15 protein-coding genes are annotated in these 15799 nt (G+C 68.7%); 5 read left to right on the forward strand and 10 right to left on the reverse strand.

The window, feature by feature from the left end:
- Positions 1–45: 45 nt before the first annotated feature.
- Both ACSQ2F_RS13945 and ACSQ2F_RS13950 read right to left on the reverse strand, forming a co-directional pair.
- Positions 46–480, reverse strand: a complete 435-nt coding sequence (locus ACSQ2F_RS13945) for an HIT family protein (RefSeq protein ID WP_436023772.1) — start codon at positions 478–480, stop codon at positions 46–48.
- Entirely contained in the window at positions 480–4358 is a 3879-nt protein-coding gene (locus ACSQ2F_RS13950; protein WP_436023774.1) for a DUF3683 domain-containing protein, read from the reverse strand. Before ACSQ2F_RS13950 ends, ACSQ2F_RS13945 begins: the two co-directional genes overlap by 1 nt.
- 231 nt (positions 4359–4589) lie before the next feature.
- Between ACSQ2F_RS13950 and ugpB the strand changes: the two genes are divergently transcribed.
- Genes ugpB through ugpQ form a run of 5 tightly spaced genes read left to right on the forward strand, consistent with a single transcriptional unit; the run spans position 4590 to position 9521 of the window.
- Positions 4590–5903, forward strand: a complete 1314-nt coding sequence (gene ugpB, locus ACSQ2F_RS13955; protein ID WP_436023776.1) for a sn-glycerol-3-phosphate ABC transporter substrate-binding protein UgpB — start codon at positions 4590–4592, stop codon at positions 5901–5903.
- A gap of 2 nt (positions 5904–5905) precedes the next feature.
- On the forward strand, positions 5906–6787 hold the full coding sequence (gene ugpA, locus ACSQ2F_RS13960) for a sn-glycerol-3-phosphate ABC transporter permease UgpA (protein ID WP_436023778.1): 882 nt from the start codon (positions 5906–5908) through the stop codon (positions 6785–6787).
- Complete coding sequence (ugpE, locus tag ACSQ2F_RS13965) at positions 6787–7638, forward strand: sn-glycerol-3-phosphate ABC transporter permease UgpE (protein ID WP_436023780.1); 852 nt, start codon at positions 6787–6789, stop codon at positions 7636–7638. The genes ugpA and ugpE overlap by 1 nt, the downstream gene beginning before the upstream one ends.
- Positions 7639–7682: 44 nt before the next feature.
- The gene (locus ACSQ2F_RS13970) at positions 7683–8759 is read left to right on the forward strand and encodes a sn-glycerol-3-phosphate import ATP-binding protein UgpC (protein ID WP_436023782.1); all 1077 of its coding nucleotides are present in this window, start codon (positions 7683–7685) and stop codon (positions 8757–8759) included.
- A gap of 3 nt (positions 8760–8762) precedes the next feature.
- Entirely contained in the window at positions 8763–9521 is a 759-nt protein-coding gene (ugpQ, locus tag ACSQ2F_RS13975; RefSeq protein ID WP_436023784.1) for a glycerophosphodiester phosphodiesterase, read from the forward strand.
- On the opposite strand, the gene ACSQ2F_RS13980 is transcribed toward ugpQ, so the two are convergent.
- The 8 genes from ACSQ2F_RS13980 to ACSQ2F_RS14015 all read right to left on the reverse strand — a co-directional run bounded on the left by ACSQ2F_RS13980 (position 9495) and on the right by ACSQ2F_RS14015 (position 15761).
- Entirely contained in the window at positions 9495–10505 is a 1011-nt protein-coding gene (locus ACSQ2F_RS13980; RefSeq protein ID WP_436023786.1) for a cation diffusion facilitator family transporter, read from the reverse strand. The genes ugpQ and ACSQ2F_RS13980 overlap by 27 nt on opposite strands.
- Before the next feature lie 91 nt (positions 10506–10596).
- Positions 10597–11133 carry a DUF2059 domain-containing protein gene (locus ACSQ2F_RS13985; protein WP_436023788.1) on the reverse strand — a complete coding sequence of 179 codons (537 nt, stop codon included), beginning with the start codon at positions 11131–11133 and terminating at the stop codon, positions 10597–10599.
- A gap of 144 nt (positions 11134–11277) precedes the next feature.
- Positions 11278–11799 (reverse strand): superoxide dismutase [Cu-Zn] SodC, encoded by a 522-nt coding sequence (gene sodC, locus ACSQ2F_RS13990; protein ID WP_436023790.1) that lies wholly within the window; start codon positions 11797–11799, stop codon positions 11278–11280.
- Positions 11800–11880: 81 nt separating this feature from the next.
- Positions 11881–13704, reverse strand: a complete 1824-nt coding sequence (locus ACSQ2F_RS13995) for an ATP-binding protein (RefSeq protein ID WP_436023792.1) — start codon at positions 13702–13704, stop codon at positions 11881–11883.
- A gap of 119 nt (positions 13705–13823) precedes the next feature.
- Complete coding sequence (locus ACSQ2F_RS14000) at positions 13824–14282, reverse strand: GFA family protein (protein ID WP_436023794.1); 459 nt, start codon at positions 14280–14282, stop codon at positions 13824–13826.
- Positions 14269–14652, reverse strand: a complete 384-nt coding sequence (locus ACSQ2F_RS14005; protein ID WP_436023796.1) for a cupin domain-containing protein — start codon at positions 14650–14652, stop codon at positions 14269–14271. The genes ACSQ2F_RS14000 and ACSQ2F_RS14005 overlap by 14 nt, the downstream gene beginning before the upstream one ends.
- Positions 14653–14729: 77 nt before the next feature.
- Positions 14730–15113: a hypothetical protein gene (locus tag ACSQ2F_RS14010; protein WP_436023798.1), complete on the reverse strand. Its 384-nt coding sequence runs from the start codon at positions 15111–15113 to the stop codon at positions 14730–14732.
- Positions 15114–15155: 42 nt separating this feature from the next.
- Positions 15156–15761 (reverse strand): MSMEG_1061 family FMN-dependent PPOX-type flavoprotein, encoded by a 606-nt coding sequence (locus ACSQ2F_RS14015; protein WP_436023800.1) that lies wholly within the window; start codon positions 15759–15761, stop codon positions 15156–15158.
- Between the last annotated feature and the right edge of the window lie 38 nt (positions 15762–15799).

Consider the following 15799-nt stretch of genomic DNA (forward strand, 5'->3'; position numbering starts at 1 on the left):
GGGAATTCGCGCGTCACGGGAAACGCCGAGTGTAGGCCCAGGCCGTCACGACTCGGCAACGGCCGCCCGCACCGCCGCGTCGAGCGCGTCGAGGGACACGCCCAGGCGCTCGCTCGCCGAGGGGAAGACCGCCCGCTGGCGCTGCCCCCACACCGGTTGAGGGAAATGGCTGTCCCAGTCGAAGCGGGCGATGACATGCCAGTGCAGGTGCGGCACCACGTTGCCCAGCGTCGCCAGGTTCACCTTGGTCGGCCGCAAGGTCTCGCGCAGGGCCCGCTCGATGCGTGTGACGGCCTCCATGCAGGCCGCCCGCTCATCCGCCTCCAGGTCGCTGAACTCGGCCAGGTGCTCCGTCCAGACGAGGCGGTAGAAGGCCGGGAAGTCGGTGTCCACCGCACGGATCACCCGCCAGCGCCGGCCCTCGGCGACGGGCACGCCCCCCGCCGATGTGCACAGCTCGCAGGCAGGTTGCAAGGCCATCAGACCAGCACCCGCTCGATGCCGCCCGCGTTTGCCTGTCGCACGTAGTCAGGCATCCAGTCGGGTCCGAGGATCTGGTTGGCCATCTCCACCACGATGTAGTCGGCTTCCAGCAGGCCGTTGTTCAGGTCGTTGCCGAAACGGTTCAGGCCCTGCAGGCAGGACGGGCAGCTGGTCAGGATCTTGAGGTCGCCCTCGGCGCCCTGCGCACGCAGGGTGGCTTCATTGCGGCGGATTTCCTCTTCCTTGCGGAAGCGCACCTGGGTGGAGATGTCGGGGCGCGTCACGCCCAGGGTTCCGCTCTCGCCACAGCAGCGCTCGCTCTTGACGACGTTGTCGCCGATCAGCGCCTTCACCGTCTTCATCGGGTCCTGCTGCTTGAGGGGCGTGTGGCAGGGGTCGTGGTACATGTACCCGCCCTGGCGCGGCAGCGTGATGCCCTTCTCCAGCAGGTACTCGTGGATGTCGATGATGCGGCAGCCGGGGAAGATCTTGTCGAACTGGTAGCCCTGCAGCTGGTCGTAGCAGGTGCCGCAGCTCACCACCACGGTCTTGATGTCGAGGTAGTTGAGCGTGTTGGCCACGCGGTGGAAGAGCACCCGGTTGTCGGTGATGATCTTGTCGGCCTTGTCGAACTGCCCGCTGCCCCGTTGCGGATAGCCGCAGCAGAGGTAGCCCGGCGGCAGCACGGTCTGCACGCCGGCGTGCCACAGCATCGCCTGCGTGGCCAGGCCGACCTGCGAGAACAGGCGTTCGGAGCCGCAGCCGGGGAAGTAGAAGACGGCCTCGGTGTCGGCGGTCGTCGCCTTGGGGTTGCGGATGATCGGGACGTAGTCCTTGTCCTCGATGTCGAGCAGGGCGCGCGCCGTCTTCTTGGGCAGGCCACCGGGCAACTTCTTGTTGATGAAGTGGATGACCTGCTCTTTCACCGGGGCAGGACCCACGCTCGAGCGCGGCGCGGCCGTCTGCTTGCGGGCCAGGCCGCGCAGCAGGTTGTTGGCCATGCGCTGCGCCTTGAAGCCCACGCCCACCATGCCCGCACGCAGCAGCTTGATCGTCTCGGGGTTGGTGGCGTTGAGCATCATCATCGCCATCTTGTTGCCCGGGCGGAAGCTCTTCTTGCCCATCTTGGTCAAGAGGTTGCGCATGTTCATCGACACGTCGCCGAAGTCGATCTTCACCGGGCACGGGGTCAGGCACTTGTGGCAGACGGTGCAGTGGTCGGCGACGTCCTCGAACTCCTGCCAGTGCTTGACGCTCACGCCACGGCGGGTCTGCTCCTCATAGAGGAAGGCCTCGACCAGCAGCGAGGTGGCGAGAATCTTGTTGCGCGGGCTGTACAGCAGGTTGGCGCGCGGTACGTGGGTCGCGCACACCGGTTTGCACTTGCCGCAGCGCAGGCAGTCCTTCATCGAGTTCGCGATGTTGCCGATGTCGCTCTGCTGCATGATGAGCGACTCGTGGCCCATCAGGCCGAAGCTCGGCGTGTACGCGTTGGTGAGGTCGGCCTTCAGGCTGCTGTCGCGCAGCAGCTTGCCCTTGTTGAAACGGCCCTCCGGGTCGACCCGCTTCTTGTACTCGGTGAAGTCGCGGATCTCGTCGTCGGTCAGGAACTCGAGCTTGGTGATGCCGATGCCGTGCTCGCCGGAGATGACACCGTCCAGCGAACGCGCCAGCACCATGATGCGCGCCACGGCCTCGTGCGCCGTCTGCAGCATCTCGTAGTTGTCGCTGTTGACCGGGATGTTGGTGTGCACGTTGCCGTCGCCGGCGTGCATGTGCAGGGCGACCCACACCCGCCCGCGCAGCACCTCCTTGTGGATGCGGCTGCATTCGTCGACGATCGGCGACAGGGCCGAGCCGGCGAAGATGCGCTGCAGCGGCGCGCGGATCTGCGTCTTCCAGGAGGCCCGCAGGCTGTGGTCCTGCAGGTCGAAGAAGAAGCTGCGGCCGGTGTCGGGCTGCAGCACGTCGAGGCCGTGCAGCCATTGCTGCCACAGGGTACGCACCTCGCGCAGCAGCGCCAGGGCCTGCTGCACGCGGTCCTCAAGGAGCTCGGCGGAGGCGATCTCGCCCGCGTCGTCGCTCTTGCCCAGGGGCAGGTTGCCGCGCAGGAAGAAGTCTTCGAGTGCATCGACCAGCGCGAGTTTGTTGCGCAGGCTGAGCTCGATGTTGATGCGCTCAATGCCGTTGGTGTACTCGCCCATGCGGGGCAAGGGGATCACCACGTCCTCGTTCACCTTGAAGGCGTTGGTGTGGCGGCTGATCGCCGCCGTGCGCTTGCGGTCGAGCCAGAATTTCTTGCGGGCATCCGGGCTCACCGCCACGAAGCCTTCGCCGGCACGGCTGTTGGCGATGCGCACGACCTCGCTGGTGGCACGGGCCACCGCATCGGCATCGTCGCCCGCGATGTCGCCCACCAGCACCATCTTCGGCAGGCCGCCGCGCTTGCTCTTGGTGGCGTAGCCCACGGCCTTCAGGTAGCGGTCGTCGAGGTGCTCGAGGCCGGCCAGGATGGCGCCACCGGCACGGGCCTCGGCGAACATGAAGTCCTTGATCTCCACGATGGAGGGCACCGCGTCCTTGGCGTTGCCGAAGAACTCCAGGCAGACGGTGCGCGTGTGCGCCGGCATCTTGTGCACCACCCAGCGGGCGCTGGTGATGAGGCCGTCGCAGCCCTCCTTCTGGATGCCCGGCAGACCGGCGAGGAACTTGTCGGTCACGTCCTTGCCGAGACCTTCCTTGCGGAAGGTGCGGCCCGGCACCTCGAGCCGCTCGACACGCTCGACCGTCTTGCCGGACGCATCGAGGTACTTGAGCTCGAAGCGCGCCAGCTCGGCATCGTGGATCTTGCCCAGGTTGTGGTCCAGCCGCGTGACTTCCAGCCACTTCGCCTCGGGCGTGACCATGCGCCACGACGCCAGGTTGTCGAGGGCGGTGCCCCACAACACGGCCTTCTTGCCACCCGCGTTCATGGCGATGTTGCCGCCGACGCAGGAGGCCTCGGCCGAGGTCGGGTCCACCGCGAAGACGAAGCCGGCCCGCTCGGCCGCATCCGCCACGCGCTGCGTGACGACGCCCGCTTCGGTCCAGATGGTCGCCACATCGTGGTCGAGACCGGGCAGGCGCACGTGCTCCACCTCGGTCATCGCCTCGAGCTTCTCGGTGTTGATGACCGCGCTGTTCCAGGTGAGCGGGACGGCGCCGCCGGTGTACCCGGTGCCGCCTCCGCGCGGGATGATGGTGAGGCCGAGTTCGATGCAGTGCTTGACCAGCGCGGCCATCTCGGCCTCGGTGTCGGGCGTCAGCACCACGAACGGGTACTCCACCCGCCAGTCGGTGGCATCGGTCACGTGGGCGACGCGAGACAGCCCGTCGAACTTGATGTTGTCGCGAGCGGTGTGGCGTCCGAGCACCTTGGTGGCACGGCGGCGCAGTTCGGCAACCTGCTCGAACTGGTCGGCGAAGGCCTTCACGGCAACGGTGGCCGCGTCGAGCAGCTCGCCGACGGAGGCGTCACGGGCAGGGTCGGTGCCTGGCGTGCGACGCTGCTGCACTTCACCCAGCCGGTGGTTCAGGGCCTCGATCAGCAGGCGCCGACGCTTCGGGTTGTCGAGCAGGTCGTCCTGAAGGTAGGGGTTGCGCTGCACCACCCAGATGTCGCCGAGCACCTCGTACAGCATCCGGGCGGAGCGGCCCGTCTGGCGCTCCTCGCGGAGTCGGTCCAGCAGTTCCCAGGCGCGCGGGCCGAGGATGCGGATGACGATCTCGCGGTCGGAGAAGGAGGTGTAGTTGTACGGAATTTCGCGCAGCCGGGGCGCGTGGTCCGGGGCGTGCGCCGCGGCGGCGATGTGATTGAGCGGGATCGGTGCGTTCATGACTGCCAGGCAGCGACGGCGCCTGTATTGCACTTGGACACGAATGGTACCGCAGCGGGCGGCCGGCTCCGGCTCTCCCCAGGGGCGAGGACCGGCACTGCACCACGCCGGGGCGGCGGGTAATCCCCGATGTCGGCGGACCGACCCGAAGGACATAAACCAGCGTGTCACATAATTTTGGCCAACTCGTCGGTTTTTCCGGCGTTTCGCCGCGCCGTTCCTGGAGCCTTCATGACCTCGACTTCCCTCACCCTCGCAACCGGCCTGGTGGCCCTGGCCGCGGCCCTGCCCGCCCAGGCGCAGACCGACATCCAGTGGTGGCACTCCATGACCGCCGTGAACGGCGAATGGGTGAACGACCTGGCCCGCGAGTTCAACGCGAGCCAGCAGCGCTACCGCATCGTCCCGACCTTCAAGGGCAGCTACGACGAATCCATGACGGCCGCCGTGGCCGCCTTCCGTGCCGGCAACGCGCCGCACATCCTGCAGGTGTTCGAAGTGGGCACGGCCACGATGATGGCCGCCCGCGGCGTGGCCGTGCCCGTGGGCCAGGTCATGAAGGACGCCGGGCTCAAGTTCGACCCGACCGCCTACATCTCGGCCGTGGCCGGCTACTACACCGCCCCGAACGGGCAGATGATCAGCTTCCCGTTCAACAGCTCCACGACGATCTTCTATTACAACAAGGACGCCTTCAAGGCCGCAGGCCTCGACCCGGACAAGGCGCCCACCACCTGGCCCGAGGTGGCAGGTGCCGCCGCCAAGCTCAAGGCGTCCGGCCACAAGTGCCCGTTCACCACCGCCTGGCAGGGCTGGACCCAGCTGGAGAGCTTCTCCGCCTGGCACAACGTCGAGTTCGCCACCAAGCGCAACGGCCTCGCCGGCCTCGACGCCCGACTGGCCGTCGACTCCCCGCTGCACCTGCGCCACATCGAGAACCTGGCCAACATGTCCAAGCAGGGCCTGTTCGTCTACAAGGGCCGCGGCAACGTGCCGGAGGCGTCCTTCGTCTCGGGTGAATGCGCGATGGTCACCACGTCCTCGGGCTTCTATGGCAACGTCAAGAAGAATGCCCGCTTCGGCTATGGTCTGGCCGCCCTGCCCTTCTACCCGGACGTGCCCGGCGCCCCGCAGAACACCGTCATCGGCGGCGCGAGCCTGTGGGTGATGTCGGGCAAGAAGGCCGAGGAGTACAAGGGCGTGGCCGAGTTCTTCCAGTACATCTCACGCCCCGAGGTGCAATCGGCCAGCCACAAGCGCACCGGCTACCTGCCCGTCACCACCGCGGCCTACCAGCTCACCGAGAAGTCCGGCTTCTACAAGGAGAACCCGGGCACCGACGTGGCGGTCACCCAGATGATCCGCAAGGTGACCGACAAGAGCCGCGGCATCCGCCTGGGCAACTACCTGCAGATCCGCACCATCGAGGATGAAGAACTCGAACAGGTGTGGGCCGGCAAGAAGTCGCCGAAGGAAGCACTCGTGGCCATCACCAAGCGTGGCAACGAACTGCTGGAGAAGTTCGAGCGGGCGAACAAGCGCTGAGCGTGGAAAAACGAGTCGTCTTCAAGTCGACCTGGCTGCCTTGGGTGCTGCTCGCACCCCAGGTGGCCGTGATCGCCGTCTTCTTCTTCTGGCCGGCGGCGCAGGCCCTGCTGCAGTCGCTGCAGCAGGCGGATGCCTTCGGCACGTCCGTCGAATGGGTGGGGCTCGACAACTTCCGCGCGCTCTTCAATGACGAGAGCTACCTCGCGTCGTTCCAGATCACGGCGGTGTTCTCGCTGCTCGTGGCGACGCTGGGCATCAGCCTGTCGTTGCTGCTCGCCGTGTTCGCCGACCGCATCGTGCGCGGCACGACCTTCTACCGCACGCTGCTCATCTGGCCGTATGCCGTGGCGCCCGCCGTGGCCGGCGTGCTGTGGCTCTTCATGTTCGCGCCCAGCATCGGCATCGTGTCGTATGCGCTCAATGCCATCGGCTTCCAATGGAACCACCTGCTCGACAGCGACCATGCCATGGCGCTCATCGTCGCGGCCGCCGTCTGGAAGCAGATCTCCTACAACTTCCTCTTCTTCGTGGCCGGGCTGCAGAGCATTCCGAAGTCGCTGATCGAGGCGGCGGCCATCGACGGCGCGCGCCCCTGGCGGCGCTTCTGGACGATCCAGTTCCCCCTGCTGTCGCCGACCACCTTCTTCCTGCTGGTGATCAACGTGGTGTACGCCTTCTTCGAGACCTTCGCCATCGTGGACGCGTCCACGCAGGGCGGGCCGGGCCGTGACACCGCCATCCTCGTCTACAAGGTCTACTACGACGGCTTCAAGGCGATGGACCTGGGCGGCTCGGCGGCGCAGTCGGTCGTGCTGATGGTCATCGTCGTGGCGCTCACCGTGGTGCAGTTCCGTTTCGTCGAGAAGAAGGTCAACTACTGATGGTCGAACGCCGTCCCACCCTGGGCCTGCTGGCCCATGCCATCCTGATTCTCGGCGTCATCATCGTCGCCTTTCCGCTCTACATCACCTTCGTGGCGTCCACCCAGAGCGCCGAGGACATCGTCAATGCGCCGATGTCCCTGCTCCCCGGGCCCCACCTGGTGGAGAACTACACGGCGGCGCTGACGGGCCGGAGCACGGGCGCCGGCTCCACGGCACCGGTCGGCCGCATGATGCTCGTGAGCCTGATCACCGCCCTGGTCATCGCGCTGGGCAAGATCGCCATCTCGCTGCTGTCGGCGTTCGCCATCGTGTACTTCCGCTTCCGGTTCCGCATGGTGTTCTTCTGGGCCATCTTCATGACCCTCATGCTGCCGGTGGAGGTTCGCATCGCGCCCACCTACCAAGTGGTGGCCGACCTCGGGCTGCTCAACAGCTATGCCGGGCTCACCGTGCCGCTGATCGCCTCGGCCACGGCGACGTTCCTCTTCCGCCAGTTCTTCCTCACAGTGCCGGACGAACTGCTGGAGGCCGCGCGCATCGACGGCGCCGGGCCGATGCGCTTCTTCCGCGACATGCTCGTGCCGCTCTCGCGCACCAGCATCGCCGCGCTCTTCGTGATCCAGTTCATCTACGGCTGGAACCAGTACCTGTGGCCGCTGCTGGTGACCACCGAGGAGTCGATGTACCCGGTGGTCATCGGCATCAAGCGGATGATCGGCGGCGGCGAGGCGGCCAACGAATGGAACCTCGTCATGGCCACCGCGGTGCTGGCCATGATTCCGCCGGCGCTGGTGGTCATGCTGATGCAGAAGTGGTTCGTCAAGGGCCTGGTCGACACCGAAAAATAAGATCGACAAGACAAACGCAAGACAACACGAGAAGAGCAGTCCACATGGGTTCCATTTCCATCCGCGGCGTCACCAAGCGCTACGGCATCAAGGGGCACGGCCCGGCCGTCATCCACGGCATCGACGCCGAGATCGCCGACGGCGAATTCATCGTCATCGTCGGACCGTCCGGCTGCGGCAAGAGCACGCTGCTGCGCATGGTGGCCGGCCTCGAGGAGATCTCGGGCGGCGAGATCGCCATCAGCGGGCGGGTCGTCAACGACGTCGAGCCGTCCGAGCGCGACATCGCCATGGTGTTCCAGAACTACGCGCTCTACCCGCACATGAGCGTGTACGACAACATGGCCTACGGCTTGAAGATCGCCGGGGTGCCGAAGGACGAGATCCGCAAGCGGGTCGACAAGGCCGCCGGCATCCTGCAGCTGTCCGCCCTGCTCGAGCGCCGACCCCGCGAGCTGTCGGGCGGCCAGCGCCAGCGGGTGGCCATGGGCCGCGCCATCGTGCGCGAGCCGGAGGTGTTCCTCTTCGACGAACCGCTGTCCAACCTCGACGCCAAGCTGCGAGCACAGACCCGCATCGAGATTCGCAAGCTGCACGCCGAGCTCGGCGTCACGTCCCTCTTCGTGACCCACGACCAGGTCGAGGCGATGACGCTCGCCCAGCGCATGATCGTGATGAACGCCGGGCGCGTGGAGCAGATCGGCTCGCCCGATGCGGTGTATGCCCGGCCGGCCACCACCTTCGTCGCCGGCTTCATCGGCTCCCCGCCCATGAACCTGGTGCGCGGCCGCGCCGCGGGGAGCCACTTCATGGTGGGTGACCACCGGCTGCCCCTGCCGGCTCCAGCCCCGCGCGAAGGCGATCTGATCCTGGGGCTGCGTCCGGAACACGTGGCCCTGGACGCCGCCGAGGGTGGCGCGGGTTGGCCCATGCAGGTCGACCTGCTCGAGATGCTGGGTGCCGAGCGGCTGGTGCACGGCCAGCTCGCCGGGACTGATTTCACGCTCCGGCTCGATGGCACGCTGACCCCGCCGGCCGAGCACAGCACCGTGCGGCTACAGTGGCTGCCCGACCACCTGCACTGGTTCGACGCGGCCACCGGCGCTCGCATCGACCCCTGACCCATGGCCCTGCCCGACTGGCCCTACCCCCTGTGGATCGCCCACCGCGGCGCCGGCACCCTCGCACCGGAAAACACCCTGGCGGCATTCCGCCTCGGCGCAGCCCACGGCTACCGTGCCTTCGAATGCGACGTGAAGCTGAGCGCCGACGGCGTGCCGTTCCTGATCCACGACGCCACGCTGGAGCGCACCACCTCCGGACGCGGCTCTGCCTGTGACCTCGACTGGGGTGCCCTGTCGCGCCTGGACGCGGGCAGCTGGCACGGCCGCGCCTGGGCCGGCGAGCCGCCGCCTTCGCTGGACAGCATTGCCCGCTTCTGCCTGCGCAACGGGTTCGCACTCAACATCGAACTGAAGCCGCCAAGCGCCGAGGCGGCAAAGGCCACCGGCCGCGCCGTGGCGGCGGCTGCCGCGACGCTGTGGTCGGGCGAGGCGCGCCCGCCGCTGCTGAGTTCCTTCAGGCCCGAGGCGCTTGCCGGTGCGCGCGAAGGTGCGCCCGATCTGCCGCGCGCCCTGCTGCTCGACGAACTGCGGCCCGGTTGGCTCGACACCGCGCTCGACCTGGGCTGCGTGGCGGTGGTGTGCCATCACCCGCTGCTCGATGCGGCGAGCGTGGGGCGGCTGCACGACAACCGGCTGCGCGCCCTCGCCTACACCGTGAACGATCCGGCCGAAGCCCGGCGCCTGCTGGGGCTCGGGGTGGACGGCCTCATCACCGACGCGGTGGACCGCTTCTCAGCGGGACCCGGCGTCCGCGACTGAGCCGGCCACCCAGGTGCCCGCAGCGGCCGGGGCGACCGCTGGTAATGAGCTGTCGGCGTGGTCACGGTCCGGCCGCCGCCAGGGGTCGACGTGGATCATCACGTTGAGCACCGGATGGCGCGACATCACGCGGGCCCGGGCCTCCACCGCGATCTCGTGACCGGCCTCCACGGTGATGGCCGCATCGACCTCGAGGTGGGCATCGACGACGATCATGTCGCCCATCTTGCGGGTGCGCACATCGTGCACGCCGGCCACACCGGGTGTGCCGGCCAGCGTCTCGCGGATCGCGGTGACCTCCCGCTCGTCGGCTGCACCGTCCATCAGGTCGTGCAGCGCGCGCCAGGCGAAACCCCAGCCCATGCGGGCCACGAGAAAGCCCACGATGGCGGCGGCGATCGGGTCGAACAGCGGGTAGCCCGCCAGGTTGCCGGCGATGCCCAGGCCCACCACCAGCGACGACGCGGCGTCGGCCCTGGCATGCCATGCGTTGGCGACGAGCATGCCGGAACGCACCTTCTTGCCGACGGCCAGCATGTAGCGGAAGAGCAGCTCCTTGGCGACCAGCGTGCCGCCGGCCACCCACAGCGCCGCCACGTGCACGGTGGGAACGGACTCCGGTGACTCCAGCTTGCCCACGGCCGACCACAGCATGCCGAGGCCCACGGCCAGCAGCAGGCCGCCCAAGACCAGTGACGCCGCGGTCTCGAAGCGCTGATGCCCGTACGGGTGCCCTTCGTCGGCGGCCTTGCCGCTGTGGTGGCTGGCGAAGAGCACGACGAAATCGGCCACCAGGTCGGAGAGCGAATGGATGCCGTCGGCCACCAGGCTTTGCGACTTGGCCATGACTCCCACCACGATCTGCACCACGGTGAGCACCAGGTTGACGACCACGCTGGTCCAGGTGGTCCGGGAGGCCGCCGCCTTGCGTTCGGCCTCGGCCTGAGGTGTGTCGGGAGGATCGGAGTTGTCGGAGCGGTTCATGGGCCGGGCGGCAGCGGCCGGGCAGGATGCGCGCGGGCCGGGGCTGACAGTGTGTCGGGGCTCGCCATGGTACCGCGCGCGCCCCGCCGCCTCACATGGGCGCGGCGCCCTTGCGCGTGCGCTGCTGCTCGGTGAATTCGCGTGCCGTCTCGGCAGCGGCGGCCTGCAACCTGGCCATCAGCGGCCCCATGCGCTCCTGCATCAGCCCCATGGTCTTGGCCATCACGGCGGGCATCTTGTCGACGAAGGCGCGCCCGGTGGGGCTTTCATAGAAGGTGATGAGGTCGTCGACCTCGCGCTGGGTGAAGGCTTCGCGGTAGACCTGCAGGTTGAAGGCCTTCATGCGGTCCCAGGCCAGTTCCTCGGCGAGGATGATCTCGGTGCGGGCCGCCAACCGGTTGATGAGTTCGTCGGCCTGGGCACGCTGCTCGGCGTCGAGCGTCTGGCCATCGAGGGCCTTGGCCATCATCGGCTTGAGCGACGCCTTGACCTGCGCGATGACGGAGTCGTTCATGCGCTCGGCCTGGGTGACGGCGAGCAGGCGCTCGAGGGACGGGTCGCTCGGCGCCTGGGCCCAGCCGGCAACCGAGAACAGTGCCAGGGCGAAGGCGAGCAGCAACGATTTCATGCGGAGACCTCTTCAGGTAGGGAGACGGAAAGGCGGAGTGCCTCGATGGACCATCATCGCATCGGGCGTCGCCGGCTGCACCGCTTCACGGCCCCCCTTTAGTGGGGCTGGCGGGGCACGACGGAGGGCGTCGCGCCCCGGTTGTCATTGGCCGATCACACCGCAGGCCAGGCGCGCGCCGCCACCGCCGAGCGGGGCCGGATGATCAGCATGGTTGTCGCCGCCCGCGTGAACCATCAGCGCACGTTGGCGCACATCCGACAGCTTCAGGCGCGGCGCGAGCACAGGCTGCTGTGCCGTCCCGTCGGCAGCCACGTACAGGGGCGGGAGGTCGCCGAGGTGACCATCGCCCCAGGGCTCGCCATGCCGTTTGCTGCCTTGGGGGTCGAGGTGGCCGCCCGCGGCCAGGGCCGGCACGGGCGCACCGTCCTTGTCGGCCGGGGCACAGGAGCCGTTCTCATGCACGTGGAACCCGTGCAGCCCGGGCGGCAGACCCTTGAGCGTCGGATGGAAGGCCAGACCATGGGCCGTCTCCACGATGCGCACCGAACCGACCGCAGCGCCCTGCCCCTGTTTCTCGGCGATGTGCAGTGCCACCGTCGTCTCGGCGGCCATGGCCATCGGGGCGGCCATCAGGGCCAGCGCCAGGGTCAACATTCTCTTCATCGGGAATCCTCCATGAGTTCGGGGTGAGCGGCCACTGTAGGGCGGCTCGCCCGCGTGCGCCAGTGAGGGGCGCATGCGCCTTCACGGCGATGGGCTATTCGACGGGTCGTACGCGCTGACTCGGGCGGGCGGCATCCAGTTCGCCAGGACCGCATGCAACTCGGCCGGCTCCAGCGGCTTCCTGAACACCAGGTAGCCGTCTTCCTCGGCCTGGACCAGCTCTGGAGCATCGAACTCGCCACTCACCATGGCGCCACGCGCCTGCGGGCAGCGGGCCATCAGTTCCTGCAGCAGCGCAAAGCCATCTCGCTCGTTGCCGAGCCGCAGGTCGCACAGGATCCCATCCGGCATGAAGCCATCGTCGAGGCAGGCTCTGGCCTCTGCCGCCGAGCGGGCCACCCGGGCGGTCACGCCCCACGCCGCCAGCAACGCCGACCAGCCGGCGCCGATCTGCGGATCGTCGTCCACGAGAAGGCAGCGGCCGCGCAGGCCGGCATCGCCGGGTGCGACGGCCCGCGCCAGTGCCGGCGCGTGCGTGGGCACGGCGACGAGGTCCACCCAGAACATGGATCCTCGGCCGGGCGTGGAGTCGAACCCGAACCCCGCGCCCATCAGTTCGGCACACCGCGCCACCACCGCGAGACCCAGCCCATGCCCGCGGCCGGCCTGGGCGGGCTGGACCGACTGCTCGGCACTGGCGCTGCGAAAGAAGGGCGAGTAGATGCGGTTGCGGTCCTCCGGGGCCACGCCGGTGCCCGTGTCCCAAACTTCCAGCCGCCAGCGCGTGCCGTTCGCCCGCGCGCCGACCAGCACCCCGCCCTGGGGTGTGTAGCGCAGAGCGTTCTGGACCAGGTTGAAGGCGATCTGCCGGAGCAGGGTCGGGTCGCCGGCGACGATGGCCTCCCGGCGGCGCGGCACATGAAAGCGCAGCCGCAAGCCCAGGGCCTGCGCGTCGCGTCCGAACACCGTGGCCACGTCGGCAAAGAGGTCGCCGAGGGGCACCGGCACCGCAGCCGGCGCATACGTGCCCGCTTCGATGCGCGAGAGGTCGAGCAAGGCATCGAACATGTCGATCAGCGAGCGGGCGCAACGCTGCACGTCCTGCAGCACCGGCGTGAGCCCTGCGTCCGCATTGCGCGTCAGGGCGGCGTCGACCAGCATGCCGAGGGCGTGCACCGGCTGGCGCAGGTCGTGGCTCGCCGTCGAGAGGAAGCGCTCCTTCTCGGCCAGCGCCTGCTCGGCGCGGTCCCGCGCCAGCCGGTACTGCTCGGCCAGGGCAGCCCGTTCGCGTTCGAGGGCGAGCTGTTGGCGGACGAACTGCTGGGTGCCCCAGGCATGGCGGCAGATCAGCAGGCCGTACAGCAAGGTGACGATCAGCAGGAACGGCCACCGGTTCGGGAACACCCACGGCACGGCGGCCGCCATGGGCACGAAGCAGCCGGCGAGGAAGCGCAGGAACACGCCGGGCACCGTCGCCAGGAAGGCGGACGCGGAAGCGATCACCCCGCACAGCACGAGGTAGAGCAACAGCTTGAACTCGTAGCTTCCCTCGCCCATCGTGAGGAAGATGGGCGCGGTCCAGAACAGGCCATTGAGCAGGGCCAGGCGGCCGAACCAGGGCTCCCACCGCAGGGCCGCGGCGTCGCCCTCCACCGCGAGGTCCGCCTTGAAACGACGCCGCAGCACGAACATGGCAACGGCGAAGAGGGCGAAGCCCGCCCACCAGGCCAGCATCGGTCCGGTGGAGGCCGAACGACCATGCACCCACGCCAGCAAGCCGGGCAGCGTAAGCGCCGCGACCTCCGACGACCCGCGGCTCGCCATCGACTCGAGCAGCCGCCGGCGCGCCGGCAGGTCGATCGAGGGGGCCGGCACGGCAGCGGAAGGGGACAGGGGGGGCAGCATGGGGCGGGCGCGTGGTCGGACCCGCATTCTCCACGCCCTGGATGACGGCTGCTCAGCGGGCCGTTCGGCCGCCGGGGACCTGCGCGCTCGGGTTCACAGGTTGCGGCAGGCGATGCACGTCAGGCAGCCGCAGGCGCCGCCGGCTGGTCGTCCTCGGCCATCACGTGGCCCGCGAACCGGGGCAGGTCATCGGTGATGTCGAACCAGCTGGCCTTGGAGGCCGTGAAGATGTGGGCACCCGGCCGGATGGTTGGCGCGTCGGTCAGGGTGCCCAGCGTGACGTGGACATAGGCGCCATCGCGGACGATCGAGTACAGCAGTGACCCGCAGGCCCTGCAGCGGATGTCGCCCGCCTCCGGCGCACCATGGATCAGCAACCCGCCCTGCCCGTGTGTGAGCGCCAGCCGGTCACGCGCAATGCCGGCGAAGGCCTTGAAGGCCGAACCGGTGGCCCGGCGGCAATTGCCGCAGTGGCAGTTCAACGCGTACTCGAATGCGTCGTCCACCGCATAACGCACCGAGCCGCACAGGCACTGCCCGCCAAGCCGCCGAACGCCAGGGCTTTCAAGCCGCTCCATGCAACGCCCCGGCCACTTCAGCGGGAACCGATGGCACGGTGGACGCTCGCACCGGCGCGGCCTCCGGATGAAGATGGACCGCAAGCCACAGGCTGCCCTCGGCGACGCGGCGCACTGTGTGCGGCGTGCCCGCCGGCAGGAAGAGATGGTCCCCGGCCTTCAAGGCCACCGGGGCACCGGCCACCTCCAGGTCGGCCTCACCGCATACCAGCAGCACCCATTCGTCCTGCGCCTGGCATTGCTCGGCCGGCGAGATGTCGGCCGAACTGAGGATGCGCTCGACGACCAGGTTGCGGTGGGACAGCAGCGTGTCGAAACGTTCGCCCTGACCCGGAGGGATGGCGTCGTTGAACAGGTTGCCGATTTGCATGGTGGCGGGCTCCTGAGGTCTGCGTGGGAGGTTGGAATCGTAGCGAAGCCGTGCCACGCCGGCCAGACCCGGGTTTCTCAGAGGGCGCGCCACTCATCAAGGCAGTGCGCCGCCAGCGCGGTGACCCAGGGCGGCTCGGTCGGGTCGAAGGCCAGACCGAACGCCGGGCTGACGACGAAGCCGGCGCGACGGAACGCCTCCGGGTCCTGCGCCGCCACGAAGTCCGCCAACGCCGCGAACGGCACCGCCACCGTCCCCAGGTGCAGCACCGGCGACCGCGCCGTGATCTCCTCCAGGCGGCCGTTGTCCTGGAAGCGGAACACCACCTCGCCATAGTCGAGCGCATTCAGGCCGACCGCGTTGCGCTCGGCCCGCATCGGCTCGCCGCGGACGGCTCGCACGTCGGCCGCCGTGGCGGTGAACGGCGTGCCGTCCACCTCGACGAAAGGCTTCACCCTCATGGTGGCGGCGTTCCCGTGCGGCTGGGACGTGGCGACACCGCCTCAGAGGTCCGGCGCATAGCGCCGCAGCATGTCCTCTCGCGACTCGGGGGGCACCACGATGCCGATCTGGTCGCCGATGATCTGCCCGGCCGTGGGAAGGAGCTCCCTGTCCTGCCGGGCCGAGGGCTCCCAGAGGCGCGAACGCAGGAATGCCTTGGCGCAATGCAGGTAGGCGGACTGCACCGTGACCCGCACCACCGTGCGGGGTGTGCGGCGTTCGTCGGTGCAGGCCGCGAGATCCTGCTCGTCGAGGGACACCACGGCGCGGCCGTTGACCCGGAGCGTTTCATCGAAGCCCGGAATGAGGAACAGCAGCCCGACCTGGCCCGTGGCCACGATGTTCTCGAGCGAGTCGAGGCGGTTGTTGCCGGGCGCATCGGGAATCAGCAGGCTGCCGTCCACCGTCACCTTCACGAAGCCGGGCGCGCCGCCTCGCGGCGAGGCGTCGAGGCGATGCTGTTCATCGCCCGTCGCCAGCAGCACGAAGGGCGACAGCGCGATGAAGCGGCGGCAATGCACGTCGAGCGCGGCAATCTCCTTCTTCACCGCCCGTTCCTTCGGCGCCGGGTACAGGGCGCGGAGCGCCTCGAGGGTGTCGACGTGCATGGTGGCCTTTCCGGCATCGCGCCGTTCGCGGGTGCGGT

The sequence above is a fragment of the Rhizobacter sp. LjRoot28 genome (genome assembly GCF_964253025.1).
Lineage (GTDB): Bacteria > Pseudomonadota > Gammaproteobacteria > Burkholderiales > Burkholderiaceae_C > Rhizobacter.

What these genes read in the sequence shown, in the direction of transcription:
- ACSQ2F_RS14000 (WP_436023794.1), bottom strand. Translation starts at nt 14,282, where the DNA reads ATGGAGCGGCTTGAAAGCCCTGGCGTTCGGCGGCTTGGCGGGCAGTGC.
- ACSQ2F_RS14010 (WP_436023798.1), bottom strand. Translation starts at nt 15,113, where the DNA reads ATGAGGGTGAAGCCTTTCGTCGAGGTGGACGGCACGCCGTTCACCGCC.
- ACSQ2F_RS14015 (WP_436023800.1), bottom strand. Translation starts at nt 15,761, where the DNA reads ATGCACGTCGACACCCTCGAGGCGCTCCGCGCCCTGTACCCGGCGCCG.
- ACSQ2F_RS13980 (WP_436023786.1), bottom strand. Translation starts at nt 10,505, where the DNA reads ATGAACCGCTCCGACAACTCCGATCCTCCCGACACACCTCAGGCCGAG.
- ugpQ (WP_436023784.1), top strand. Translation starts at nt 8,763, where the DNA reads ATGGCCCTGCCCGACTGGCCCTACCCCCTGTGGATCGCCCACCGCGGC.
- ACSQ2F_RS13950 (WP_436023774.1), bottom strand. Translation starts at nt 4,358, where the DNA reads ATGAACGCACCGATCCCGCTCAATCACATCGCCGCCGCGGCGCACGCC.
- ugpE (WP_436023780.1), top strand. Translation starts at nt 6,787, where the DNA reads ATGGTCGAACGCCGTCCCACCCTGGGCCTGCTGGCCCATGCCATCCTG.
- ACSQ2F_RS13945 (WP_436023772.1), bottom strand. Translation starts at nt 480, where the DNA reads ATGGCCTTGCAACCTGCCTGCGAGCTGTGCACATCGGCGGGGGGCGTG.
- ugpB (WP_436023776.1), top strand. Translation starts at nt 4,590, where the DNA reads ATGACCTCGACTTCCCTCACCCTCGCAACCGGCCTGGTGGCCCTGGCC.
- ACSQ2F_RS14005 (WP_436023796.1), bottom strand. Translation starts at nt 14,652, where the DNA reads ATGCAAATCGGCAACCTGTTCAACGACGCCATCCCTCCGGGTCAGGGC.
- ACSQ2F_RS13970 (WP_436023782.1), top strand. Translation starts at nt 7,683, where the DNA reads ATGGGTTCCATTTCCATCCGCGGCGTCACCAAGCGCTACGGCATCAAG.
- sodC (WP_436023790.1), bottom strand. Translation starts at nt 11,799, where the DNA reads ATGAAGAGAATGTTGACCCTGGCGCTGGCCCTGATGGCCGCCCCGATG.
- ACSQ2F_RS13985 (WP_436023788.1), bottom strand. Translation starts at nt 11,133, where the DNA reads ATGAAATCGTTGCTGCTCGCCTTCGCCCTGGCACTGTTCTCGGTTGCC.
- ACSQ2F_RS13995 (WP_436023792.1), bottom strand. Translation starts at nt 13,704, where the DNA reads ATGCTGCCCCCCCTGTCCCCTTCCGCTGCCGTGCCGGCCCCCTCGATC.